Here is a 23,423-nt window from a genome sequence, read left to right on the forward strand (position 1 = left end):
GCCGAGACAGGAGTCGGTCCAGCGTGGCCAGGCCGCGTTCCGAGGACCCGACCGGCTCGGCGGGTTCGGGAGCGTCCGGGAGCGGCTCCGCGAACGGCTCCGCGGCGGGCGGTTCCGGTACGGGCAAGGCCGCCGCCGGTGGCTCGATCCCGGCGCCCAGGGCCGGCGGCCGGGCCGAGGCCAGGCGCGCGGCCCAGGGCAAGGGCGGCCGCGGCGGACCCGGCGGCGACGGCGGGGCGAACGGCTCGGGCCACCGCAGGGCGGGCGGGCGCGGCAAGAAGCCCGAGCGCAACGTGAAGAAGATCGTCGGCTGGACGGCCGTGGGCGCCCTGGTGCTCATAGCCGGGACCGGTGGGGCGATCTACCTCAAGCTCAGCGGCAACATCAAGACCATCGACTCGGACGGGCTCAGCAAGGACCGCCCGCCGGCGTCCGCGGCGGACGCCAACGGCAACAAGCCGGTGAACATCCTGCTGATCGGCTCCGACAGCCGTGGCGGCGGCAACTCCGACCTGGGCGGCGGCGACGCCGACGGGGCCCGTTCGGACACCACGATCCTGCTGCACGTCTACGCCGACCACAAGAACGCCATCGGCGTCTCGATCCCGCGCAACACCCTGGTGACCATCCCGCCCTGCAAACTCCCCAACGGCAAGTGGACCAAGGAGCAGAAGGGCAAGGACGTCCTCTTCAACGCCGCGTTCTCGCAGGGCGACTCGCCGGAGGGCAACGCCGCCTGCACCCAGAACACGGTGGAGAAGCTCACCGGGATCCGGGTCGACCACACCCTGGTGGTCGACTTCTCCGGCTTCGCGGCGATGACCAAGGCGGTCGGCGGCGTCGAGGTCTGCCTGCCCAAGGCCATCTACGAGAACGACATCAACCCCAACCTCCAGAAGAAGGGCAGTCAGGTCCTCCCGGCCGGACGGCAGAAGGTGGAGGGCCAGAAGGCGCTCGACTACGTCCGGCTGCGGCACGGCATCGGCGACGGTTCCGACATCGGCCGGATGAAGCGCCAGCAGGCGTTCATGAGTTCGATGATCAGCACGGTCAAGAAGAAGGGCCTGGAGCCCACCACCCTGCTGCCGCTGGCCGACGCGGCCACCAAGTCGCTGCGGGTGGACGAGGGGCTCAACTCGGTCGACAAGCTGATGTCCTTCGCCCTCTCGCTGAAGAACATCGACCTGCACGACCTCAAGTTCGTGACCCCGCCGTGGCGTTACAGCGAGGCCAACCTCGACCTGGTGAAGCCCGACGTGGACCGGCTCTGGGAGGCCATCAAGGCCGACCGCACCCTGGACGGCAAGGACGCCACCGGCGAGCAGGCCGCCGCGCCGGAGGCCCCGGCCGCCCCCGCGGCCACCCCGGAGGCCCCGCCGGCCACCACCGCGCCGCCCGCGCGCGCCGTCGCGGCCCCGATCAGGGTCGCCGTCTACAACGGAACGACCGTCAACGGCCTCGGCGCCAAGGCGGGTGAGGCGCTGAAGGCGGCGCAGTTCACCGTCACCGCCGTCAGCCAGGCGAAGTCCACCAACAAGCTCACCACGACGGTCGAGTACGGCGCCGGGCAGAAGGCCAACGCCGAGAAGGTGGCCGCGCTGTTTCCCGGGGCCACCCTCACCTCCACCACGGCGGCGGGCATCAGCGTGGTGCTCGGCAAGGACTACGCCGACGCCGACGGCGGTGCCGGCACGGCCGCTCCGGGCACCCCGGCGGCCCCGGCCGCCCCCGCCCCGCTGCCCAGCTCGGTCACCGAGGAAGCCCGTTCGGCGGACGACGACATCTGCGCCAACACCAGCTACGGCTCCGGTGGCTGATCCTCCGTCGCCCCCTTCGGAACCGACGGGCGGGCCCCCGGCATCGCACCGGGGGCCCGCCCGTCGAACGTCCCGCGGAACCGGCCGGTCAGGGCCAGACCAGGCAGTACAGCTGGTGCCCGGCCTCGTGCAGGCGGTTGGCGAAGTCCTGCCACTCGTGCAGCATGCTGTAGATCACGAAGGCGTCGCGCGGGCCCCGGCGGTCGGGGACGGTGGACCAGATGAAGGCGGCGGCGCCGAGTTCGGTCTCGTCGGCCTTCCGCAGTGGTTCGACGACGTTGTGGGGCAGCTGGACGACCGCGTAGTCCGGGTGCAGCACGACCAGTTCCAGCGGGGGCACCTGGTGCAGCGGAACGCCCTGGATGCCGGTGAGGACCATCGCGCTCATGGTCTCCGGCTTGATCTTGGTGGAGAGGTGGCCGTTGGGCGAGCCGCTGGTCTCCATCAGATCGCCGAGCCGGCCGAGCGAGCCGAGTTCGCCCGCGTCCAGGCCGAGCCCGCCGGGGCCCAGCGCGGTCGGGACCCGGGCCGCGGTCGCCCGGTCGGGTGCGCCGAAGTACTTGTACGTCACCCCCACGCGTCCCTCACCCCGCCTCTCACGGCCACGGCCGCCACGCCCCGTTCCCGCTCCCGTACCCCCGCGTGCGGTCTCGGCGGGCCGGCGGGGGCCACCCGCGGCCTCGTCGTAGCCGTCCTGCGCCTCGGACACTCGGACCATCCTCACCGGAATTCGCCGGAATCGACAGACCCCCGCACGTCCGGTGTCCTCCGGACGTGCTCCTTACCCGTCATGCGCCGCCGTACCCAGTCGCGGTACGCGGCAGTCCTCTTCACACCCCTGCATCGACCCGGGGTTCCTGCCCACCCTCGCGGCCGGACGAACCCCGGAGACACTCCGGGTACATAGTCTGACTGGTCCGGGTGGCCGTCGCAGCCAGGGGTCCTGTTGTACGGATAACCGTACAGACTCGGGCGCCCGGATCATCGTTCCAGATGATGAGGTCCGACATGCAGAGGTGAAGGACACGATTTGAGACCATGTCTCCCGTGAGCTACCCCTACGAAGCACCCCAGTCCCAGTCGCTCTTCGATCGTGCCTCGGCCGTCACGCCCGGCGGCGTCAACTCCCCGGTGCGCGCCTTCCGCGCCGTCGGCGGTACGCCGCGCTTCATGGTGTCCGGAACCGGCCCCTACCTGACCGACGCCGACGGCCGCGAGTACGTCGACCTGGTCTGCTCGTGGGGTCCGATGATCCTCGGCCACGCGCACCCCGCCGTCCTGGACGCGGTGCGGGAGGCGGTCTCCCGCGGCACCTCCTTCGGCACGCCCGGGCAGGGCGAGGTCGAGCTGGCCGAGGAGATCGTCGCCCGGGTCGCCCCGGTCGAGCAGGTCCGGCTGGTCTCCTCCGGCACCGAGGCCACCATGTCGGCGATCCGGCTGGCCCGGGGCTTCACCGGCCGCGCCAAGGTCGTGAAGTTCGCCGGCTGCTACCACGGCCATGTGGACGCGCTGCTGGCCGCCGCCGGTTCCGGCCTGGCCACCTTCGGCCTGCCGGACACCCCTGGCGTCACCGGCGCCCAGGCCGGCGACACCATCGTGCTGCCCTACAACGACCTCGCCGCCGTCGAGGCGGCCTTCCGGGCCCACCCCGGCGAGATCGCCTGCGTGATCACCGAGGCCTCGCCCGGCAACATGGGCGTCGTCCCGCCGCTGCCCGGCTTCAACGGCGGCCTGGCCCGGCTCTGCCGGGAGAACGGCGCGCTGTTCGTCTCCGACGAGGTGATGACCGGCTTCCGCGTGTCCAGGGCGGGCTGGTACGGCCTGGAGGCGGCGCACGAGGGCTGGGCGCCCGACCTGCTGACCTTCGGCAAGGTCATGGGCGGCGGCTTCCCCGCGGCGGCCTTCGGCGGCCGCGCCGACGTGATGGCCCACCTCGCCCCGGCCGGCCCGGTCTACCAGGCCGGCACCCTCTCCGGGAACCCGATCGCCACCGCGGCCGGCCTGGCCCAGCTGCGGGGCTGCACCGACGAGGTCTACACGGCCGTCGACCGGGTCGCCGCCGAGGTCTCCGGCCTGGTCTCCGCCGCGCTCGCCAAGGAGGGCGTGACGCACCGGCTGCAGACCGCCGGGAACATGTTCTCGGTGTTCTTCACCGAGGACGCCGTCACGAACTACGACGAGGCGAAGACCCAGGAGTCCTTCCGCTTCACCGCGTTCTTCCACTCGATGCTGTCGCAGGGCGTCTACCTGCCGCCGTCGGCCTTCGAGTCCTGGTTCGTCTCCTCGGCGCACGACGGGCGGGCGATCGAGCGGATCGCCGCCGCCCTGCCCGCCGCCGCCCGGGCCGCCGCCGAAGCCACGGCCTGAGCCACCGCCCCGGGCCACCAGGCCCGGCGCCCAGCCCTTACGAGTCCCAGGAGTACTGAGAAGTGAGCGCCAAGGACATCACCGTCGTCCACCTGATGCGGCACGGTGAGGTGCACAACCCGGAGGGCGTCCTCTACGGCCGCCTCCCGGGCTACCGGCTGTCCGAACTGGGCCGGGAGATGGCCGAGCGGGTCGCCGAGGACCTGGCCGGGCGGGACATCACCCACGTGGTGGCGTCCCCGCTCGAGCGTGCCCAGGAGACCGCCGCGCCGATCGCCCGGTCCCACGGGCTGGACCTCGCGTCGGACGAGCGGCTGATCGAGGCGGAGAACATCTTCGAGGGCAAGACCTTCGGAGTGGGCGACGGCTCGCTGCGCAACCCGTCCTACTGGAAGTACCTCACCAACCCGTTCAAGCCCTCCTGGGGCGAGCCGTACCTGGAGCAGGCGGTGCGGATGATGGGCGCGCTGGCCGCCGCCCGGGACGCCGCGCGGGGGCACGAGGCGGTGTGCGTGAGCCACCAGCTGCCGATCTGGATCGTCCGCTCCTTCGTGGAGCGCCGCCGGCTCTGGCACGACCCGCGCAACCGGCAGTGCTCGCTGGCCTCGCTGACCAGCTTCACCTACGAGGGCGACCGGATCGTCTCGGTGGGCTACCGCGAGCCGGCCCGCGACCTGCTGCCGGCCCACCTGGTCGGCAAGGGCGGCAAGAGCAAGCCGGTGGGCAAGAGCTTCGGCGCCTGACACCGGCGCCTGGCACCGGCTCCGGGGCCGGCCGAGGGGCCGGTCCGGGGCAGCCGGTTCCGGGTACGCCGAGGGAGCCCGGACGAGCGGAACGGTGTTCATGGTTCCCGATCCGGTGTAAGCGCCGTGTGAGTAAGACCTGGGTCACACTCCCGCGACACCCCGAAGATCGGTCCCGTCGCAGGTCAGAGGGGGTCCGGCAGAGAATGCCGGACCCCCCGGTACCTGCCCGTGACTCCATGCGAAACTTTTCACATGTCTGGCATGACGCGCCCCCGTCCCCGTCTCGCCGCCGCCGCGGTCACCGCCGCCGCTGCCGCGCTGGCCCTCACCGCCTGCAGCTCCTCCGGCTCCTCGGCCAGCGGTGACGGACAGATCGGTTTCGTCACCGCCAAGGGCAGCAACATCTCCACCGCCGCCGTCGGCCACCGCCAGGAAGCGCCGGACATCGGCGGCGACACCCTGGAGGGCGCCCCGGCCAAGCTCTCCGACTACCGGGGCAAGGTCGTCGTGCTGAACGTCTGGGGCTCCTGGTGCGGCCCGTGCCGTTCGGAGGCCGACGACCTCCAGCGGATCTGGGACAAGTACAAGGACCAGGGCGTGCAGTTCCTCGGGATCAACACCCGGGACACCGAGATCAAGAACGCCGTCCGCTTCGAGCAGGAGAAGGGCGTCACCTTCCCCAGCATCTACGACCCGGCCGGCGCCCAGCTGCTGAAGTTCCCCAAGGGCAGCCTCAACCCGCAGTCCATCCCGACCACCCTGGTGGTCGACCGGGACGGCCGGCTCGCCGCCCGCGCCGTCGGCGGCCAGACCGACGACGCCCTCGAGACCATGCTCCAGCCGGTGCTGGCGGAGCAGCAGCGGTGAGCGGGACGCTGCAGCTCGCCGACAACATCGGGACCATCCAGAGCGGGGCGCTGCTGGTCGCGGCGCCGATCGCGCTGGCGGCGGGCCTGGTGTCGTTCTTCTCGCCCTGCGTGCTGCCGCTCGTCCCCGGCTACCTCTCCTACGTGACCGGCTTCTCGGCCGCCGACCTCGCCGACGCGCGGGGGGCCCGGCGCGGCCGGATGCTGGCCGGCGCGGGGCTGTTCATCCTCGGCTTCACCGCCGTCTTCGTCTCCAGCGGCGCGCTGTTCGGCCAGTTCGGCGACACGCTCAAGGAGCACCAGGCGGTCATCAGCAAGGTGCTCGGGGCGCTCACCATCGTGATGGGCCTGGCCTTCATGGGCCTGGTGCCCGGTCTGAGCATGCGCGAGGTGCGCACCCACCGCCGCCCGGTGGTCGGACTGCTCGGCGCGCCGCTGCTCGGTGTGGTCTTCGGGGTCGGCTGGACCCCGTGCATGGGGCCGACCCTGGCCACCGTCACCAACCTCGCGCTCAACCAGGCCGACGCCCAGCGCGGTGCGCTGCTGATGGTCTTCTACTGCCTGGGCCTCGGCGTACCGTTCATCGTGGCCGCGCTGGCCTTCCGCCGGGCGCTGGGCGCCTTCGGCTGGGTGAAGCGGCACTACCCGCTCGTCATGCGGATCGGCGGCGGCATGCTCGTCGTGGTCGGTCTGCTGCTGGTCACCGGAGTCTGGGACGCCATGGTGAGTGACCTGCAGAACCAGTTCGCCGGCTTCCAGATCGGAATCTGACCCGTGACCAACACGACGACCGACCGTGAACGGGTCGGTGACGAGGCGCAGGGCGCCACCGAGGAAGCGGCCGAGCGGCTCACCACCGCCCCGGCCGAGTCCGACGGTCCGACCGGCATCGGCGTGGTCGGCTGGCTGCGCTGGATGTGGCGCCAGCTGACCTCGATGCGGGTCGCGCTGATCCTGCTCTTCCTGCTCTCGCTGGCGGCGATCCCGGGCTCGCTGATCCCGCAGAACGGCCAGAACGAGTTCAAGGTCCAGACCTGGAAGGCGCAGCACTCCACGGTCGCGCCGATCTACGAGAAGCTCCAGCTGTTCGACGTCTACAGCTCGGTCTGGTTCTCCGCGATCTACATCCTGCTGTTCGTCTCGCTGGCCGGCTGCATCGTGCCGCGCACCTGGCAGTTCGTCGGGGTGCTGCGCTCCCGGCCGCCGGCGGCGCCGCGCAACCTGACCCGGATGCCGGTGTACGCGGCCTGGCGGACGGACGCGGACGCCGCGACCGTCAACGCCGCCGCCCACCGGCTGCTGCGCGCGCGGCGCTTCCGGGCGCACCTGGACGGCGGCGCGGTGGCGGCCGAGAAGGGCTATCTGCGCGAGGTCGGCAACCTGGTCTTCCACCTGTCGCTGTTCGCGCTGCTCGGCGGTTTCGCCTGGGCGAGCCTGGCCAGCGGCACCGGCGGCAAGCTGCTGGTCGAGGGCGAGGGCTACTCCAACACGATCACCCAGCTCGACGACTTCACCGGCACCCGGTTCTACGGCACCGAGGACCTCGACCCCTTCTACGTGAAGCTGAAGACCTTCACCTCGAAGTTCCAGAACAACGGCTCGCAGATCGGCAGCGCGCGGCAGTTCACCGCGAACGTCGACTACTACGAGGGCAGCGACCCGGCGAAGCTCCAGCAGGGCAGGATCGAGGTCAACCACCCGCTGGAGATCGGCGGCAGCAAGTTCTTCCTGATCGGGCACGGCTACGCCCCGGTGATCACCGTGCGCAACGCGGCCGGCGACGTCGTCTACACCGGTGCCACCCCGTTCCTGCCGCAGGACGGCAACCTGACCTCCACCGGCGTCATCAAGGTCTCCGACTACGGGGACAAGGACGGGAAGCGGACCCAGCTGGGCCTGTCCGGCTTCTTCCTGCCGACCGCGCCGGTGGCCTTCGACCGGAACACCGGCCCGCGCTCGCTGTTCCCCGGTGACGCGGACCCGGTGCTGGTGCTCAACGCCTACGCGGGCGACCTGGGCACCGACTCCGGCCTGCCGCAGAACATCTACCAGCTCAACACGAAGAACCTGACCCAGCTCCAGCAGGACGGCGAGCCGGCCAAGATCCGGCTGAAGCCGGGCCAGGGCTGGACCCTGCCGGACGGCTACGGGACGGTCACCTTCGAGGGCTACAAGCAGTGGGCCAGCTTCAACGTCTCGCACCGGCCGGGGAACGCGATCGCGCTGGCCGGCGCGGTGCTGGCGATCGCCGGCCTGATCGGCTCGCTGTTCGTCCAGCGGCGCCGGATCTGGGTGCGGGCGGTGGCCCTGCCGGGCGGCGGGACGCAGGTCGAGCTGGCCGGGCTGGGCCGCAGCGAGTCGGCGAAGATCGCCGAGGAGCTGGCCGCGCTGGCGGTGGACCTCCAGGACGACGCCCCGGCGCTCGACGACGAGTCCGACGACGAGTCCGACGACGAGTCCGGCAACGCACCCGAGGCCGGGCCCGACCACGAGTCCGAGAACGGCTCGGCGGAGGCCGAGGAGGCCTCGGCACCCGCAGAATCCGCAGTTCCCGCCGATCAGAACTCCAAGGAGTAGACGGTGCACCTCGCCTCGTCGGTCGACCCGCAGCTGGCCGACCTGTCCAACAAGCTGATCTATTCGGCGATGGCGGTCTACCTGATCGCCATGTTCGCCTACATGTTCGAGTGGACCTTCGGTGCCAAGGGCGCCGTCGCCGTCCGCTCCAGCGAGCAGGCGGGCCTGGCCGGCGCCGTCGCCGCGGCGGAGGCCGGGGCCAAGGGCGCCAAGAAGGTCACCGTCACCGTCGCCTCGGCGGGCGGCGGCACCACCACGCTGACCCGCACGGCGCTGGCCGGCGAGGGCGCGACGGTGGTGACCGGCGGGCGCGGCGAGGAGGAGCTCGACGGTCCCGGCGCGGCCGGCACCAGTGAGAAGGCCGACCTGTCCGGCCGGATCGCGGTCTCGCTGACCGTGCTGGCCACGCTGCTGCACGCGGGCGGCGTGCTCACCCGCGGCCTCTCGGTGTCCCGCTGGCCGTGGGGCAACATGTACGAGTTCTCCTGCGCCTTCGCGCTCGCCATGACGCTGGCCTTCCTCGGCCTGATGATCGCGAAGAAGCCGGTCCGCTGGCTCGGCCTGCCGGTCACCCTGGCGGTGCTGCTGACCCTGGGCGTCGCCGTCACGGTGCTCTACACCGAGTCCGAGCAGCTCGTCCCGGCCCTGCACTCGTACTGGCTGGCGATCCACGTCTCCACCGCGATCGTCTGCGGCGGCGCCTTCTACGCGGCGTTCATCACGACCCTGCTCTACCTGGGCAAGGACTCCTTCGACAAGCGGACGGCGGCCGGTCTGGCCAAGGGCCCGCTGGGCACCTCGCCGTCGATCTGGCGCCGGCTGCCCGCCGCCTCCACCCTGGACAAGCTGTCCTACCGGATCAACGCGCTGGTCTTCCCGCTCTGGACCTTCACCATCATCGCGGGCGCGATCTGGGCCGAGGCCGCCTGGGGCAAGTACTGGGAGTGGGACCCGAAGGAGACCTGGTCGTTCATCACCTGGGTCGCCTACGCGTGCTACCTGCACGCCCGCGCCACCGCCGGCTGGAAGGGACGCAAGGCCGCCTACCTGGCCCTCGGCGCCTTCGCCTGCTGGCTGTTCAACTACTACGGCGTGAACATCTTCGTGACCGGCAAGCACTCCTACGCGGGGCTCTGACCGGAACCGGAACCACACACCGGCCCGGCGCTCCAGACCAGGAAGCCGGGCCGAGGTGCGACGGGGGTAGTGCGTGCCGGGCCACCCGGTCCGGTACGGGGAGGAACTGAGGAGGAAATCGCGCAATGGAGTGCGACGAGGTCATGCTGACCGTCCGAATCACCGCCGCCGAGCAGCTGCTGCTCCGCCGGCTCGCCCAGGGGCACCGCAGCGACGTGTCCGAGGTGGTGGCCGACGGTCTGCTGGACATCATCCCGACGTTCGTCTCGCCGGCCGACGCCCACCGGCTGCTGGGTGCCCTCGCGGCCCCCGCGCCGTGCGCGCTGACCGTCTGGCTGCCGACGCCGCTGGCCGATCTGCTGGTGCCCGGCGCGGCCCGGATCGCCCAGGTGACGCAGGTGCGGATCGGTTCGGCCAGCGCGATGCTGGGCGCCGCGCTGCGGCTCTGGCTGGCGCAGGACCCCGGGCGGCTGGCCGAGAACCTCAGCGTGATGCACGCGGGGCGGCCGTCGTCGGCGCTGGTGGCGGCCTGACCCGGCGGGGGTAGCCGGGGAGGGCGGGGGAGGAGCGGGAAGGAACGGGGGAGGCGGGGGAGGAGCGGGGGCGCCGGTTCAGCTGGCGAGCGGCAGGCCGCGCCGGGCGGGGGCCGGGGCGGCCGCGGACCTGCCCCCGCCGACGGGGGCGCCGTCGGCCGGGGCGCCGGTCAGCCGGACCTCGGCCACCGTGCGGCCGTCCTGGACCAGCACGACCCGGACGGGCGCCCGGCGTCCGCCGCAGCCGTCCTGGGCGGACTCCGGGCCGACCTCGCGGACGGCCCGCACCACGCAGGGGCGGTCCGGCGCGATCGGGTCGTGGAAGGCCGTCACCAGGTCCACCGGCACCATCCGGTCCGGGTGGTGCAGGCGCTGGGCGGCCTGCCGGGCGGCCTCCAGGACGAGCATCCCGGGCAGGTGCCCCGGCGCCGGGTCCATCGGGTCGAACAGCACCGGGTGCGCGGCGTCCGCGCGCAGCAGCCAGCTGCCGGGCAGCAGGGCGGGGCCGAGCACCACGTCGGCGGCCTGCTGGCGGCCCACCAGTTCCGGCGCGACGACCTGTTCCGGGATCCGCGGCGGGGCGGCCGGGCGGCGCGGGCCGCGCAGCCGGTCGTAGGCGGCGGGGGAGAGGATCCGCAGGCCCCCGACGCCGCGGCCGACCGGACGTCCGTCCCGTTCGATCTCCGCGTGCACCCGCAGCGCGACCAGCCGGCCGTGCCGCATCCGGACGTCGTGGCAGCTGACCCTGAGCATCAGTTCGGTGGGGGCGGCGCCGACCGCGAGGCCGTCGAGGCCGGCCGGGCCGAGGGTGTAACCGAGTTCGTCGAGCACGGCGTGGTGGTCGTGGGGGACGCCGAAACCGGCGTGCCCGACCAACAGCGCGGCCTGCCTGACGGTTTCGGCCATCAGCACCGGGTCGTGGTGCCGGTCGCCGGGCAGCCGGTAGAAACCGTGCAGCCGGGGCCACTGGGCGCCCAGCAGGAAGTCGTACGGACCGGTGGACTGCCAGCCGGTGATGAGTACTTCGGCGACGGAGGAGCGGTGGACCAGCTGACGGGAGACGGTCCGTTCGTGGAAGTCGTAGCGGCGCGGGCCCGGTTGGCCGGGGCCGGGGTGGGGATACGGAGCGTCGCCGTCCATCGCGGTGAACACTGGCATGACTGGCCCCACTCCCGGGTGTCGGTCGGCCGGCCGTACGGGCGGCCTGCGCAAAACATACAGGCCACCCGGTTTCTGCTCCCCCTGCGGGGTAGCCGCCGGCCCGCACCCGGCGGGTTCACCGTACCCGCGTTCCGGCCTGCGGTAACGCCCGGGCGGCCCGCCCAGGACCTTGGGCGGGGGTCGGTCCCCTCTGGACGGCGGGGGCCGGGCAGGGGCTAGATTAGATACCAACCATGCGGTTTCGGGCGGGCGCGGCGCGCCACCGACGGTCCGCAGAGGCGCCGCACCATCGACGACGGCGCCGTGACAGCAACCGGGCGAGCCGGAGCTCGCCACGGCCGGGGGCCGGAGGGACCGAGTGGCCAAGCAGGAACGGGCGGGGCGGACCAGGCAGGCCGTGCTGCTCGCGGCGGCGGACACCTTCGCCGACGCGGGCTTCGAGTCGGCGAGCCTGGTCGACATCAGCCGCCGGGCGGGTGTCAGCAAGGGCGCGCTCTACTTCCACTTCGTCTCCAAGCAGGCGCTCGCGGACGGGGTCCGCGCCGCGGCGGCCGAGACCATCGGCCTGGCCGTGCTGCGGGCGCTGCGCGGCCGGGGGCCGGCCGTCCAGGAACTCCTCGACCTCACCCACGAACTGGCCCGGCTGCTGCGCGAGGACGTGGTCGTCCGGGCCGGTGTGCTGCTCGGCCTCGGCGGCCGCCCGGCCGGCTGCGGGGTGGGGGCGGTGGTGTCGCCGGCCGGTTCGCCGCCGGAGCCGTCGGCGGACGCGTGGTGGAGCCTGACCGCCGTCTTCCGCACCCTGCTCGACCGCGCCGCCGCGGCCGGCGAGCTGCGGCCCGGGCTGGACCGGGAGCAGGCGGCCGGGCTGCTGACCACCCTGGCGGCCGGGCTGGTGCTGTTCGCCGCCGAGTCCACCGGCCGGCTGGCCGCCGAGGCGGTCGGCGGCCTCTGGACGGTGGCCCTGCCGTCCCTCGTCCCGGCCGACCGGGTGGCGGACTACCGGATCCGGACGGACAACCCCTAGCCCGGATCCGGACGGCCCGACCCGGTCCGCGGTGCCCTGGACCGGGCCTGGTCCCGGTCCAGGTCGACGGTGTTCAGCCGGGCCAGGGTCCGCGGCTCGACCAGTCCGGGCAGCAGCAGCGTCCAGAGGTCGGCCATCCGCTGCAGCAGGTCCTTGCGGTCGGTCAGGACCTGCGAGCTGAGCTGGATGCCGGTCACCGCGCCGGTGATGACCCCCGCGGCCGCGGCCGGCCGCACCCCCGGCCGCAGTTCGCCGGCGTCCCGGGCCCGCTCCAGCAGCTCCCGCGCCGCGTCCGTCCAGCCCTGGTAGGCGCCGATCTGCGGCTGGGTGAAGGTGCCGTGCTCGATGGTCAGCCGGATCGAGCCGCGCAGCAGCGGGTCGTCCAGCAGCGAGTGGGCGAAGGCGTGCCCGAGGTCGATCACGGTCTGCATCGGGCTGCTGGAGGTCGGCTGCCAGGTGGCCAGCCAGGCGCTCTGGCCCTCGATCACGGCGAGCGCGAGCTCCTCCTTGGACGGGAAGTGGAAGTACAGCGCGCCCTTGGTGACCCCGGCCCGGTCCAGGATCTCGGCCATGGTGGCGCCCGCGTAGCCGCGCTCGTCGAAGACCTCGGCCGCGGCGCACAGCACCGTCTGGCGGGTCGCCAGCGCGCGGGCCTGCCTGGCCATCGAAGCCTCCCTGGTGGTTCCGGTCGTCAGCTGCTGGATCCTACGGGGGCGGGCCGGGCGGCGGCCCGCATACCGTCCGGTAGGGACCCTTTCGAGCCGTTTCGGGCGGCAGTGCGGAGTTCCGGTCCCGGGCGGCTGCCCGCGGTCAGCCGCCGGCCGCCTGCCCGGGGAACGCCGTCGGCCGGCCACCCCGGTACTGCGGGTGGCCGGCCGACGGCCGAGCGGTTTCCGTGCGGGTCCTCGGGCGAGGCGTCAGGCGGCCCACTGCCAGCTGACCGGCGAGAAGTACGCCGGGCGGCGCTCCAGGCGCTGCCAGTTGGCGATCGGCTCGACCGGCGAGGAGGCGGCCGCCTGCTGGGCGGCCGCGGCGCGGGCCATCAGCACGGCGGTCAGGGCGGCGAGCTCCTCGTCGGAGAGCGAGCCGCGGACGATTCGGACGAGTGGTTCGGCGGAAGCGGTCATGGTCCGGATTTCTCCCGGCGTCGGTGGTGAGTGGGCGTCGGCGCGGCCGGCCGTGCGGTGCCGGCCGGGCGGTGCTGCTACATCGGGGGGTTGCCGTGCTTGCGGCTCGGCAGGTCCGCGTGCTTGGTGCGCAGCATCGCCAGCGAGGACGCCAGGACCTGGCGGGTCTCGGCGGGGTCGATGACGTCGTCCACGAGGCCGCGCTCGGCCGCGTAGTACGGGTGCATCAGCTCGCTCTTGTATTCCTTGATCTTCTGGTTGCGCATCGCGTCCGGGTCGTCGGCGGCGTTGATGTCCCGGCGGAAGATGACGTTGGCGGCGCCCTCGGCGCCCATGACGGCGATCTCGTTGGTCGGCCAGGCGAAGGAGAGGTCGGCGCCGATCGAGCGGGAGTCCATGACGATGTAGGCACCGCCGTAGGCCTTGCGCAGGATCAGCTGGATCCGCGGCACGGTCGCGTTGCAGTAGGCGTACAGCAGCTTCGCGCCGTGCCGGATGATGCCGTCGTGCTCCTGGTCGACGCCGGGCAGGAAGCCGGGGACGTCGAGCATGGTGACCAGGGGGATGTTGAAGGCGTCGCACATCTGGACGAAGCGCGCGGCCTTCTCGCTGGCGTTGATGTCCAGGACGCCGGCCAGCGACTGCGGCTGGTTGGCGATGATGCCGGTGACGTGGCCGTCGATCCGGGCGAGCACGCAGAGCACGTTGGTGGCCCAGCGCTCGTGGACCTCGAGGTACTCGCCGTGGTCGACGATCTCCTCGACGACCTTGCGCATGTCGTACGGCCGGTTGCCGTCGGCGGGCACCAGGTCGAGCAGGGTCTCGTTGCGGCGGTCCACCGGGTCGTCGTTGACGACCGGCGGGGGCATCTCGCGGTTGTTCTGCGGCAGCAGCGACAGGAGGTAGCGGACCTCCTCGATGCAGGACTGCTCGTCGTCGTAGACGAAGTGCGAGACGCCGGAGACGCCGGCGTGGACGTCGGCGCCGCCGAGCCCGTTCTGGCTGATCTTCTCGCCGGTGACGGCCTGGACCACGTCGGGGCCGGTGATGAACATCTGCGAGGTCTCGCGGACCATGAAGACGAAGTCGGTCAGGGCCGGGGAGTAGGCCGCGCCGCCGGCGCAGGGGCCGAGCATCACCGAGATCTGCGGGATGACGCCGGAGGCCCTGGTGTTGCGCTGGAAGATGCCGCCGTAGCCGGCGAGGGCGGTGACGCCCTCCTGGATGCGGGCGCCGGCGCCGTCGTTGAGCGAGACCAGCGGGGCACCGGCCGCGATGGCCATGTCCATGATCTTGTGGATCTTCTGGGCGTGCGCCTCGCCGAGCGCGCCGCCGAAGATCCGGAAGTCGTGGGCGTAGGTGAAGACCGTCCGGCCGTGCACGGTGCCCCAGCCGACGATCACGCCGTCGGTGTGCGGCTTCTTCGCCTCCAGCCCGAAACCGGTGGCGCGGTGCCGGCGCAGCGGCTCGACCTCCCGGAACGAGCCCTCGTCGAGCAGCAGCTCGATCCGCTCGCGGGCGGTCAGCTTGCCCTTGGCGTGCTGGGCCTCGGTGGCCTTCTCGCTGGGACCCCGGCGGACCTGCTCGCGGAGTTCGTGCAGTTCCGCGACTCTTCCCCGGACGTCCGTGGGGATCTCCGGGACGTCGTCGTCGACCGGCGCCTGGTGCACAACCGTCATCTCGAACCACTCCAAAGGTGAGGGAACTGTCCGACAGCCAACGTCTGCGATGCCCCCGGCTGCGAATCACTTCTTCACTTATGACTGTACGAGGGGCCGCGCGCTGGTTTCGGCGTCGATTCCGTACAAGGTCGCGTCCGTTTAGATGTCAGGGCTGCACAGAAAGCGAAGCGTTTCAGCCCGTCCTGCCGGTAGCTGTTCGATTACCCCGAGCTGTCGTCCAGATGGCGGTCGGGTGAGCGCAACCTGAGGAAACACGCAGGTCACGGCCGCCCCTGTGAAGGGTGGCGGGGGTTCCGGCCCGGGTGTCCGCGGGACGCCTGGTGCGGCGGTGAAGGCCGTGCCGGCGGGCCGGTGGTGTCCGACCAGTCGTAGGGATGCACCAAAAAGACCGCAGCCCACCCGGTGGATGCCGGGTGGGCTGTCCGAGCGACGGGGGCTCAGCCGCGACGGCCTTCGTCCGGGTCGTCCTTGCCGCGCAGCTCGTTCTCGCGGCGGCGCAAATCCGCCTCCCACTGCTTGAGCATGTCCTCGTGCTCGTTGTTGTGCTTCTTCAACGAGGCGAGGAACTCCGGGTTGTCGTCCGGCGCCAACGGCCGGCCGTCGGGCCGCGCGGCGTACGCCCGGCCGTCGGCGCCGCCGCCCGCCGGTGCGGTCCTCGGCGCCCCGCGCTGCTTGCCGGCCACCAGCCAGGCGATCGAGCCGACGAGCGGGAACAGCAGCACGATGATCACCCAGACCACCTTGGGCAGGTGCTTCACCTCGTCCTCGGGGGTGGTCAGGCAGTCGATGAAGGCCCAAACCCACAGGGCGAGCGGGAGTACGAAGGTCAGGATCCTCAGCACGGCGGCGGTCTCCCCCGGGTGACGTCGGTGGCGGGCGGGCGCGTTCTCGCGGCGGCGGGCCGGTCCGTCGGGCGGTGCGCCGCTTCGAGGGGGCCCTTGACACAGGCCAGGCTATCGGGTGGCGGATACTGGCAGGCATGGCATACGACGATCTCCGCTCGTTCCTGCGGGCCCTCGACCGCGAAGGCGACCTCAAGCGGATCAAGGCGGAGGTGGACCCCTATCTGGAGATCGGCGAGATCGTCGACCGGGTGCAGAAGGCCAAGGGCCCGGCCCTGCTGTTCGAGAACGTCAAGGGTTCGTCGATGCCGCTGGCGATGAACGTCTTCGGCACCGAGCGGCGGCTCTCCAAGGCGCTCGGCCTCAAGGGCCCGGAGGAGATCGCCGACCGGATCTCCGGCCTGCTGAAGCCGGAGCTGCCGCAGGGCTTCACCGGCTTCCGGGACGCCTTCGGCAAGCTGGCCTCGATGGCCCACGTGCCGCCGAAGAACGTGAAGTCCGGCGACGCCCCCGTGCACGAGGTGGTGCTCACCGGTGAGGACGTCAACCTGGACGAGCTGCCCGCGCTGTTCACCTGGCCGCTGGACGGCGGCTCCTTCTTCAACCTGGGCCTGACCCACACCAAGGACCCGGACAGCGGCATCCGCAACCTCGGCCTGTACCGGCTGCAGCGGCACGACCGCCGCACCATCGGCATGCACTGGCAGATCCACAAGGACAGCCGCAACCACGCCGCGGTGGCCGCCAAGCGCGGCGAGCGGCTCCCGGTCGCGATCGCCTTCGGCTGCCCGCCGGCCGTCACCTACGCGGCCACCGCGCCGCTGCCGGGCGACATCGACGAGTACCTGTTCGCGGGCTTCGTCGCGGGCGAGCGGGTGCGGATGGTGGACTGCAGGACCGTTCCGCTGCAGGTCCCGGCGGACGCCGAGGTGGTCCTGGAGGGCTGGCTGGAGCCGGGCGAGATGCTGCCCGAGGGGCCGTTCGGCGACCACACCGGCTTCTACACGCCGCAGGAGCCGTTCCCGGCGCTGACGATCGACTGCGTGACGATGCGCCGCCGGCCGATCCTGCAGTCCATCGTGGTCGGCCGGCCGCCGACCGAGGACGGCCCGCTGGGCAAGTTCACCGAGCGCTTCTTCCTGCCGCTGCTGAAGATCATCATCCCGGACATCGTCGACTACGACCTGCCCGAGGCGGGCGGCTTCCACAACTGCGTGATCGTCTCGATCGACAAGAAGTACCCGAAGCACGCCCAGAAGACCATGCACGCCATCTGGGGCGCGCACATGATGTCGCTGACCAAGCTGATCATCGTGGTGGACTCCGACTGCGACGTCCACGACTACCAGGAGGTCGCCTGGCGGGCCTTCGGCAACGTCGACTACAGCCGCGACCTCACTGTGGTCGAGGGCCCGGTCGACCACCTCGACCACGCCTCCTACCAGCAGTTCTGGGGCGGCAAGGCGGGCATCGACGCGACCCGCAAGCTGCCCGAGGAGGGCTACACCCGCGACGGCGGCTGGCCCGAGATGGTCTCCTCCGACCCGGAGACCGCCGCCCTGGTGAGCCGTCGCTGGAAGGAGTACGGCCTGTGAGCACCGCCGCCGCACTCCCCGAGGTCCCGCCCGGCAAGGTCAGGTCCTTCCTGCGGCTGGTGATGATCGAGCACTCGGTCTTCGCCCTGCCGTTCGCCTACATCGCGGCGCTGACGGCGATGTTCCGGGCCGACGGCCGGGTGCACTGGGGCGAGCTGTTCGTCGTCACGGTCTGCATGGTCGGGCTCCGGACCTTCGCCATGGCGGCGAACCGGATCATCGACCGGGAGATCGACGCCCGCAACCCGCGCACGGCCGGGCGCGAACTCGTCACCGGCGCGGTGTCCCTGAGGACCGCGTACGTCGGCTCCGCGGTCGCCCTGGTGGTCTTCCTGGGCGCGGCCGCGCTGCTGAACCCGCTCTGCCTCGCGCTGGCGCCGGTCGCCGTGGTGCCGATGGTGGTCTACCCGTACGGCAAGCGGTTCACCGACTTCCCGCAGGCGATCCTCGGCCTGGCCCAGGCGATGGGACCGGTGGGTGCCTGGCTGGCCGTCACCGGCACCTGGTCCTGGGACGCGGTCGTGCTCGGCGCGGCCGTCGGCATCTGGATCGGCGGCTTCGACCTGATCTACGCCTGCCAGGACGTGGCCTCCGACCGGGCGGGCGGGGTCCGCTCGGTACCGGCCCGGTTCGGTGTCCCGGCCGCGATCCGCGGCGCGCGCGGCTGCCATGTGCTCACCACGCTGCTGCTCGGCTGGTACGCGGTGCTCACCGACGCGGGCGTCGCGTTCTGGATCGGCCTGGTGGTGGTGGCCGGAGCCTTCGTCTACGAGCACACCATCGTGAAGCCGAACGACCTGTCCCGGTTGAACCGGGCGTTCTTCCAGACCAACGGCTTCGTCGGCATCTCGCTGTTCTTCTTCGCGCTGGTGGACCTGGTGGTGCGCGGCCTCGGCATCTGAGGCCGCGCCCCGCGGGGCGCGGCCCGAAGGACGCGGTCTACTTCCCGCCCTCGTCGAGCGTGTGCTTGGCGAGGGCGTTCGCGTGCCCGTGGCCGAGGCCGTGCTCGGCCTTGAGCCAAGCGACCAGCTCCATGTGCTTGGTCAGCGGGGAGGAGCGGATCAGCTCCTGCCAGTGGGCGACCGGCTGCCCGTACTTCTTCTCGATGGCGGGGAAGTAGCTGGCGGGGCCGTTGGGGGCGGGGGTGGTCATGCGGTGCTCCTCGAAGTCCGTTCGGTCGTCCACTGATTGATGATCATTACGCATGGAGCCGGATCGCGACAGCGGTCAGCCAGGTCAGTCCGAGCGCCGCGGCGAGGGTGAACGCCAGCACGGTGGCGCCCGAGGCGGCGAAGCCGACCAGGACGGCCGCCGCGACCACGCGCGAGGCGAGGGCCCAGCGCCCGCCCAGGTGCCGGGCCAGGACGAGGAAGGCCGCGCACAGGGCGAGGAAGCCGACCGTCCCGCCGATCAGGTGCACCAGGCCGTGTCCGCTCAGCTCCGTCACCCGGCCCTCCGGTGCCCCGACCGGGAAGCCGGCCCCGGGGTCGGCGGCGAAGAAGCCGTCGAGGACGAAGCTCGCCCCGAACACCCCGACCAGCCGGGGTGCCCAGGTGCTCCCCGGCAGGGCCCGGCGCAGTCCGACGGCGCCCGCGAGCAGCAGCGTGCCGGTGAGCAGGAACGCGGTCTGCTGGACCCACCCGAGCTCGCCGAGGCTCAGCTGGCTGAGCGCGTTGCGGGTGAAGTCGAAGCCCTCCCGGGTCAGCCCGCCGGCCACGCCGACGGCGAGGAACAGGGGTCCGGCGACCGCGCCGGCGGTCAGCAGCGGGCGGGCAGCGGCGGAAGCGGTGGGGGCCTGCGCGGTCATCGTGTTCGTCATGCTCATAGGACCGGGCTCGGCGCGGAAACTCATCGGAGCATCGGATGTGACCCGTGTCACCCGACGGCCCGGGTCCGGCCCGCCCTGTACGTCCGGGGGGTGTGGATCGGCCAGACCGGGTGCCCCGCCGGGCGTCGCGGTCGCCCGGCTCGTGGCCCGATGCCCCGCCGCCGTCCGCCTGCGGGATCGTTCCGGCCGGAACCGTCGCAGGTCGGCCGTGCGGCGGGCGGTGCGAGTGGTCGGATGGCTGGAAATCTCATGCAATATAACCTGTGACATTGTTCTGATCGCCAGTCGGTGACAGGATCCACGCCGATCTCCTTCCTTCAGTCCGACCCCGACTCGGGCTGCCCCCACTCACGAAGGATTCAGGCGTGCTCCTGCGCACCAGACTCTCCATGCTCGCAGCCGGCGTCGTCGCCTGTTGCGCCACGGCCACCGCCGTGCTGCCGACCCAGGCCTTCGCGGCGCCCCCCGTCGCCACCGCCGTCCCGGCCCCGACCACGACCTCGGCCCCGGCCCCGGCCGCGACCCAGGCCGGCCCGGCCGGCCTCACCGCCCCGGCCGCTGCCACGGGGTCCGAGGACCTCGCCCGGCCCGCGGCCGCACTGCCCCCGGCGGTGATCGGCGCGACCCGCCTGAACGATCCGGCCGGGGCGAGCGCCCCCGCCGCGTTCAAGTCCCTCGCCGCGCAGAGCTGCACCCCGGCCGACTTCGCCGCCCGCACCGGGGCCGACCTGGTCGCGTTCGTCCGGAACTCGACCGTGGACTGCGTCAAGTCGCTGTACAGCAGCGGCGGGTCCGACCCCGGCATCTTCCAGCAGTCCCGGATGCTGTCCGTCGCGGCCGCGCTCAAGGACCTCGCGACCGGCTACGCGGGCGACAACTCCACCGGCATCACCCAGCTGGTGAAGTACCTGCAGGTGGGCTACTACATCCAGTTCTACTACCCGGCCCAGGCCGGCCCGTACACCGGAGAGCTCACCACCGCCGTCACCTCGGCCCTGGACGCGCTCTTCGCCGGCACCCGCTGGCGCGACGTCAGCGACGCCAACGGCGCCCTCCTCAAGGAGGTGGTGTGGCTCACCGACAGCGCCAACGTCCAGGCCCGCTACATCGGCGCCTACAAGCGGATCCTCGACGAGTACAACAACACCTACAACGCGTTCCCGCAGATGGTCAGCGCGGTCAACTCGGTGCTGTACTACCCGCTCTGGGGCGGCTACCGGAACCAGGACTTCGTCCGGGCGCTCGCCGCCGACCCGGGCCTCGTCAACTCGCTCGCGGACTTCGCGATCAAGCACCGCGACCTGCTCAGCGGCCCCAACGCGGTGCTCGACACCAACGCGGGCAACGACCTGGCCCGGTTCGCCGGAACCAGCGCCGCCGCCGAGGCCGTGGCCAAGCCGCTGGTGAAGAAGGTGCTGGACTCCGCGCCGCTGCTGACGCCGTTCGGCTCGCTGTACGTGTACACGGCCGTCCAGGCCGCCTGGTACAACCCCGGCCAGTGCTCGTACTACGGCATCTGCAACCTGCCGGCCAAGCTCACCTCGGTGGTCCTGCCGAACCAGCTGGTCTGCGACAACCGCACCATCCAGGCCCAGGCCCTGTCGGCCGCCGAGCTCCAGGCGGCCTGCACCAGCCTGCGCGGCGAGGACGCGTTCTTCCACAACGTGGTGAAGGACAACGGCCCGATCCCGAACCAGTACGCCAAGACCGTCACCCAGGGGATCTTCGCCAACAAGGCGGACTACACCACCTACTCGTGGGCGATCTACGGCAACTCGACCGACAACGGCGGCCAGACCGTCATGGATCCGACCGACCCCAACGGCCGGGCCGTGAACGTGATGTACCAGAAGGCGTGGAACACCAAGGACACCGCCCGGGTGTGGAACCTCAACCACGAGTACACCCACTACCTCGACGGCATCTACGACATGAAGGGCAACTTCTCCACCCAGACCTCCGTCCCGGACATCTGGTGGGTCGAGGGCATCGCCGAGTACATGTCGTACAGCTACCGCGCCACCACCGACACCGACGCGATGACGCAGGCGGGCCTGCACACCTACAAGCTCAGCACGGTCTTCCAGAACACCTACGCCAACTCGGACTCGACCCGGGTGTACCCGTGGGGCTACCTCGCCGTCCGCTACATGCTGGAGAAGCACCCGGCCGACGTGCAGGCGATGCTGGCGCGGTTCCGCGTCGGTGACTACACCGGCGGCTACGCGGTCTACAACAACCTCGGCACCTCCTACGACGCCGACTTCGACGCCTGGCTCACCGCCTGCGCCGCCGGTGCCTGCTACGCGGCCGGCCCGACCTCGCTGTTCGACACCACGGTGAACGGCGCCACCGTCAGCACGAGCGAGCGGTCCGTGCAGACCGGCCCGGGCCGGATCACCGCCTGGCACTGGACCTTCGGCGACGGCACCACCTCCGAGGAGCGCAACCCGAGCCACACCTACGCGGTGGCCGGTTCCTACACCGTCGCCCTCACCACGACCGACGACACCGGCCGGACCGCCGTCACCCCGACCACGGTCACCGTGACGGCCCCGGCGTCCTCCCTGCCGAGCTGCACCGACCAGCGCACCGACGCGATGGGCCCGAACTGCTCCCGCTCCGGTCGCGCCGCGACCGCCGGTAACTCCGACTACCTGTACATCTACCTGCCGGCCGGCACCACCACGCTCAAGGTCTCCACCACCGGCGGCACCGGCACCGCGTACCTGTACTACAACGCGGACATCTGGGCGTCGCCGACGGCCTGGACCGCCGCCTCGACGGCCGCCGGTGCCACCCAGTCCGTCACCGTCACCAACGCGACGGCCGGTTACCGCTACCTCAGCCTGTACGCCGTCACCGACTTCAGCGGCGTCACCGTCACCACCCAGGTCTGACACTTCCTCGGAACCGCGCGCCCGGCCGGGCTCTCCCGGCCGGGCGCTTCCGCGTCCGGACACCGGCCCGGTCGCGCACCGACGGAGGGTCGTTAGCATCCGTCCATGATCGACGATCAGAACGACTGGAAGTCCGACCGCATCGGCAGCGCGCTGCGCGGGGAGAACCCCACCGTCGTCCGGCGGCTGGAGTCGGGGTTCGCGGTGATCGGGGACGTGCAGTTCCTGCCGGGGTACGCGATCCTGCTGACCGACCGGCCCGGCGTGCAGCGGCTCTCCGACCTGCCCCGGCCGCACCGGCTCGCCTACCTGGAGGACCTCGACCGCCTCGGCGAGGCGGTCGAACGGGCCTGCCGCGCGGCCGATCCCGCCTTCCGGCGGGTCAACCTGGAGATCCTCGGCAACACCGACCCGTTCCTGCACGCCCATGTCTGGCCCCGCTACGACTGGGAGCCCGCCGACCTGGTCCGGCTGCCGGTCTGGCTCTACCCGCGCGAGCGCTGGACCGACCCGGCGCACGCGCTCGCCCCCGCCCACGACCCGATCCGCGCGGCCCTCGGCGCGGAGCTGGACGCCCTGGGGTGAGCCGGTCCGCGCCGGTCAGCCGAGGGCCGGCGTGATCAGCGCCAGGGCGGCCGCGCCGAAGACGACGACGTGGCGGGCGTTCTGCAGGACCCAGACCCAGCGCGGGAAGCCGGACTCGGCGGCCTTCAGCAGGGCGGCGACGTCGATCCGGGCGAGCTCCGGGTCGCCCTTGCGGGCGAAGGCGGCCCGGACCGAGGAGGTCGCGGTCAGGTTGCTGTAGAGGATCACCAGGTTGATCGCCAGGACCAGGCCGAGGACGATCCAGCTCGCCGTGCCGGCCCACGCGACGCCGGCGAGGCCGAGGGCGGCGGTGGTGCCCACGGCGGAGGCGATCGCCACCGGCGCCCAGGTCTCGTGGCCGCCGGCGTCGAAGCGCATCCCGTTCTCCTCCAGCACCGTGGTCCGCACGCCCTGGCGGTCGAGCTCGGCCCGGGCGGCGGCGGTCGCGGTGGCCCCGAAGCGTGCCCGGACGACCGGGATGCTCACGAAGGCGGCGGCCACGGACAGCTGCAGGGCGGTGACGAAGGCGTTCATGGTGGATCCCCCTGGGAAGTAGGTGCGCCCGGTTTCTTGAACTAAGTGCAAGTACAAGTTAGCCGCGCTCTTGAACTAAGTGCAAGAGGCTTCTTGAACTTT

Annotated in this window: 22 protein-coding genes; 13 read left to right on the forward strand and 9 right to left on the reverse strand. The window is 72.0% G+C overall.

Going from position 1 to position 23,423, the window contains the following annotated elements:
* Positions 1-23 precede the first annotated feature (23 nt).
* Complete coding sequence (locus BLU95_RS22505) at positions 24-1,817, forward strand: LCP family protein (protein WP_231977739.1); 1,794 nt, start codon at positions 24-26, stop codon at positions 1,815-1,817.
* Positions 1,818-1,905: 88 nt separating this feature from the next.
* Here BLU95_RS22505 and BLU95_RS22510 read toward each other — a convergent pair whose 3' ends face one another.
* Positions 1,906-2,388, reverse strand: a complete 483-nt coding sequence (locus BLU95_RS22510; protein WP_078881187.1) for a hypothetical protein — start codon at positions 2,386-2,388, stop codon at positions 1,906-1,908.
* Positions 2,389-2,855: 467 nt separating this feature from the next.
* Between BLU95_RS22510 and hemL the strand changes: the two genes are divergently transcribed.
* The 7 genes from hemL (at position 2,856) to BLU95_RS22545 (ending at position 10,043) form a co-directional block, all read left to right on the forward strand.
* The gene (hemL, locus tag BLU95_RS22515) at positions 2,856-4,184 is read left to right on the forward strand and encodes a glutamate-1-semialdehyde 2,1-aminomutase (RefSeq protein ID WP_093861622.1); all 1,329 of its coding nucleotides are present in this window, start codon (positions 2,856-2,858) and stop codon (positions 4,182-4,184) included.
* Between the two features lie 95 nt (positions 4,185-4,279).
* Positions 4,280-4,927: a histidine phosphatase family protein gene (locus BLU95_RS22520; protein ID WP_093865052.1), complete on the forward strand. Its 648-nt coding sequence runs from the start codon at positions 4,280-4,282 to the stop codon at positions 4,925-4,927.
* A gap of 264 nt (positions 4,928-5,191) precedes the next feature.
* Entirely contained in the window at positions 5,192-5,797 is a 606-nt protein-coding gene (locus tag BLU95_RS22525) for a TlpA family protein disulfide reductase (RefSeq protein WP_353653502.1), read from the forward strand.
* Entirely contained in the window at positions 5,794-6,567 is a 774-nt protein-coding gene (locus BLU95_RS22530; protein ID WP_037779811.1) for a cytochrome c biogenesis CcdA family protein, read from the forward strand. The genes BLU95_RS22525 and BLU95_RS22530 overlap by 4 nt, the downstream gene beginning before the upstream one ends.
* 3 nt (positions 6,568-6,570) lie before the next feature.
* Positions 6,571-8,373: a cytochrome c biogenesis protein ResB gene (resB, locus tag BLU95_RS22535; RefSeq protein WP_173862108.1), complete on the forward strand. Its 1,803-nt coding sequence runs from the start codon at positions 6,571-6,573 to the stop codon at positions 8,371-8,373.
* A gap of 3 nt (positions 8,374-8,376) precedes the next feature.
* Positions 8,377-9,510, forward strand: coding sequence for a c-type cytochrome biogenesis protein CcsB (gene ccsB, locus BLU95_RS22540; protein WP_093861624.1), 1,134 nt, complete (start codon positions 8,377-8,379; stop codon positions 9,508-9,510).
* Between the two features lie 143 nt (positions 9,511-9,653).
* Positions 9,654-10,043, forward strand: a complete 390-nt coding sequence (locus tag BLU95_RS22545; protein WP_159394092.1) for a hypothetical protein — start codon at positions 9,654-9,656, stop codon at positions 10,041-10,043.
* 78 nt (positions 10,044-10,121) lie between these two features.
* Here the strand turns inward: BLU95_RS22545 and BLU95_RS22550 are convergent, their stop codons facing one another.
* Positions 10,122-11,201, reverse strand: coding sequence for a ScbA/BarX family gamma-butyrolactone biosynthesis protein (locus tag BLU95_RS22550; RefSeq protein WP_093861625.1), 1,080 nt, complete (start codon positions 11,199-11,201; stop codon positions 10,122-10,124).
* A 361-nt stretch (positions 11,202-11,562) separates the two neighbouring features.
* Here BLU95_RS22550 and BLU95_RS22555 point away from each other — a divergent pair, with 361 nt between their 5' ends.
* Entirely contained in the window at positions 11,563-12,228 is a 666-nt protein-coding gene (locus tag BLU95_RS22555; protein WP_093861626.1) for a ScbR family autoregulator-binding transcription factor, read from the forward strand.
* Here the strand turns inward: BLU95_RS22555 and BLU95_RS22560 are convergent.
* From BLU95_RS22560 to BLU95_RS22575, 4 genes are all read right to left on the reverse strand, one after another.
* Positions 12,225-12,893 (reverse strand): ScbR family autoregulator-binding transcription factor, encoded by a 669-nt coding sequence (locus tag BLU95_RS22560; protein WP_093861627.1) that lies wholly within the window; start codon positions 12,891-12,893, stop codon positions 12,225-12,227. The genes BLU95_RS22555 and BLU95_RS22560 overlap by 4 nt on opposite strands.
* Positions 12,894-13,145: 252 nt before the next feature.
* Positions 13,146-13,355 (reverse strand): acyl-CoA carboxylase subunit epsilon, encoded by a 210-nt coding sequence (locus BLU95_RS22565; protein ID WP_030393819.1) that lies wholly within the window; start codon positions 13,353-13,355, stop codon positions 13,146-13,148.
* 77 nt (positions 13,356-13,432) lie between these two features.
* On the reverse strand, positions 13,433-15,034 hold the full coding sequence (locus tag BLU95_RS22570; protein ID WP_093861628.1) for an acyl-CoA carboxylase subunit beta: 1,602 nt from the start codon (positions 15,032-15,034) through the stop codon (positions 13,433-13,435).
* Positions 15,035-15,474: 440 nt separating this feature from the next.
* On the reverse strand, positions 15,475-15,879 hold the full coding sequence (locus BLU95_RS22575) for a PLD nuclease N-terminal domain-containing protein (protein WP_093861629.1): 405 nt from the start codon (positions 15,877-15,879) through the stop codon (positions 15,475-15,477).
* Between the two features lie 137 nt (positions 15,880-16,016).
* Between BLU95_RS22575 and BLU95_RS22580 the strand changes: the two genes are divergently transcribed.
* Positions 16,017-17,474: a menaquinone biosynthesis decarboxylase gene (locus tag BLU95_RS22580; protein WP_093861630.1), complete on the forward strand. Its 1,458-nt coding sequence runs from the start codon at positions 16,017-16,019 to the stop codon at positions 17,472-17,474.
* On the forward strand, positions 17,471-18,376 hold the full coding sequence (mqnP, locus tag BLU95_RS22585) for a menaquinone biosynthesis prenyltransferase MqnP (protein ID WP_093861631.1): 906 nt from the start codon (positions 17,471-17,473) through the stop codon (positions 18,374-18,376). The genes BLU95_RS22580 and mqnP overlap by 4 nt, the downstream gene beginning before the upstream one ends.
* A gap of 37 nt (positions 18,377-18,413) precedes the next feature.
* Here mqnP and BLU95_RS22590 read toward each other — a convergent pair whose 3' ends face one another.
* Both BLU95_RS22590 and BLU95_RS22595 read right to left on the reverse strand, forming a co-directional pair.
* Positions 18,414-18,626, reverse strand: a complete 213-nt coding sequence (locus BLU95_RS22590; protein ID WP_162497211.1) for a DUF4287 domain-containing protein — start codon at positions 18,624-18,626, stop codon at positions 18,414-18,416.
* Positions 18,627-18,672: 46 nt separating this feature from the next.
* Positions 18,673-19,293, reverse strand: coding sequence for a DUF998 domain-containing protein (locus tag BLU95_RS22595; RefSeq protein WP_093865054.1), 621 nt, complete (start codon positions 19,291-19,293; stop codon positions 18,673-18,675).
* 374 nt (positions 19,294-19,667) lie between these two features.
* On the opposite strand from BLU95_RS22595, the gene BLU95_RS22600 reads away from it, so the two are divergent.
* Positions 19,668-22,202, forward strand: a complete 2,535-nt coding sequence (locus BLU95_RS22600; RefSeq protein WP_231977740.1) for a collagenase — start codon at positions 19,668-19,670, stop codon at positions 22,200-22,202.
* 105 nt (positions 22,203-22,307) lie between these two features.
* Positions 22,308-22,787 carry an HIT family protein gene (locus BLU95_RS22605; protein ID WP_093861633.1) on the forward strand — a complete coding sequence of 160 codons (480 nt, stop codon included), beginning with the start codon at positions 22,308-22,310 and terminating at the stop codon, positions 22,785-22,787.
* A 15-nt stretch (positions 22,788-22,802) separates the two neighbouring features.
* On the opposite strand, the gene BLU95_RS22610 is transcribed toward BLU95_RS22605, so the two are convergent.
* Positions 22,803-23,321 carry a hypothetical protein gene (locus BLU95_RS22610; protein ID WP_093861634.1) on the reverse strand — a complete coding sequence of 173 codons (519 nt, stop codon included), beginning with the start codon at positions 23,319-23,321 and terminating at the stop codon, positions 22,803-22,805.
* Between the last annotated feature and the right edge of the window lie 102 nt (positions 23,322-23,423).

This window comes from Streptomyces sp. TLI_053, from assembly GCF_900105395.1.
Lineage (GTDB): Bacteria > Actinomycetota > Actinomycetes > Streptomycetales > Streptomycetaceae > Kitasatospora.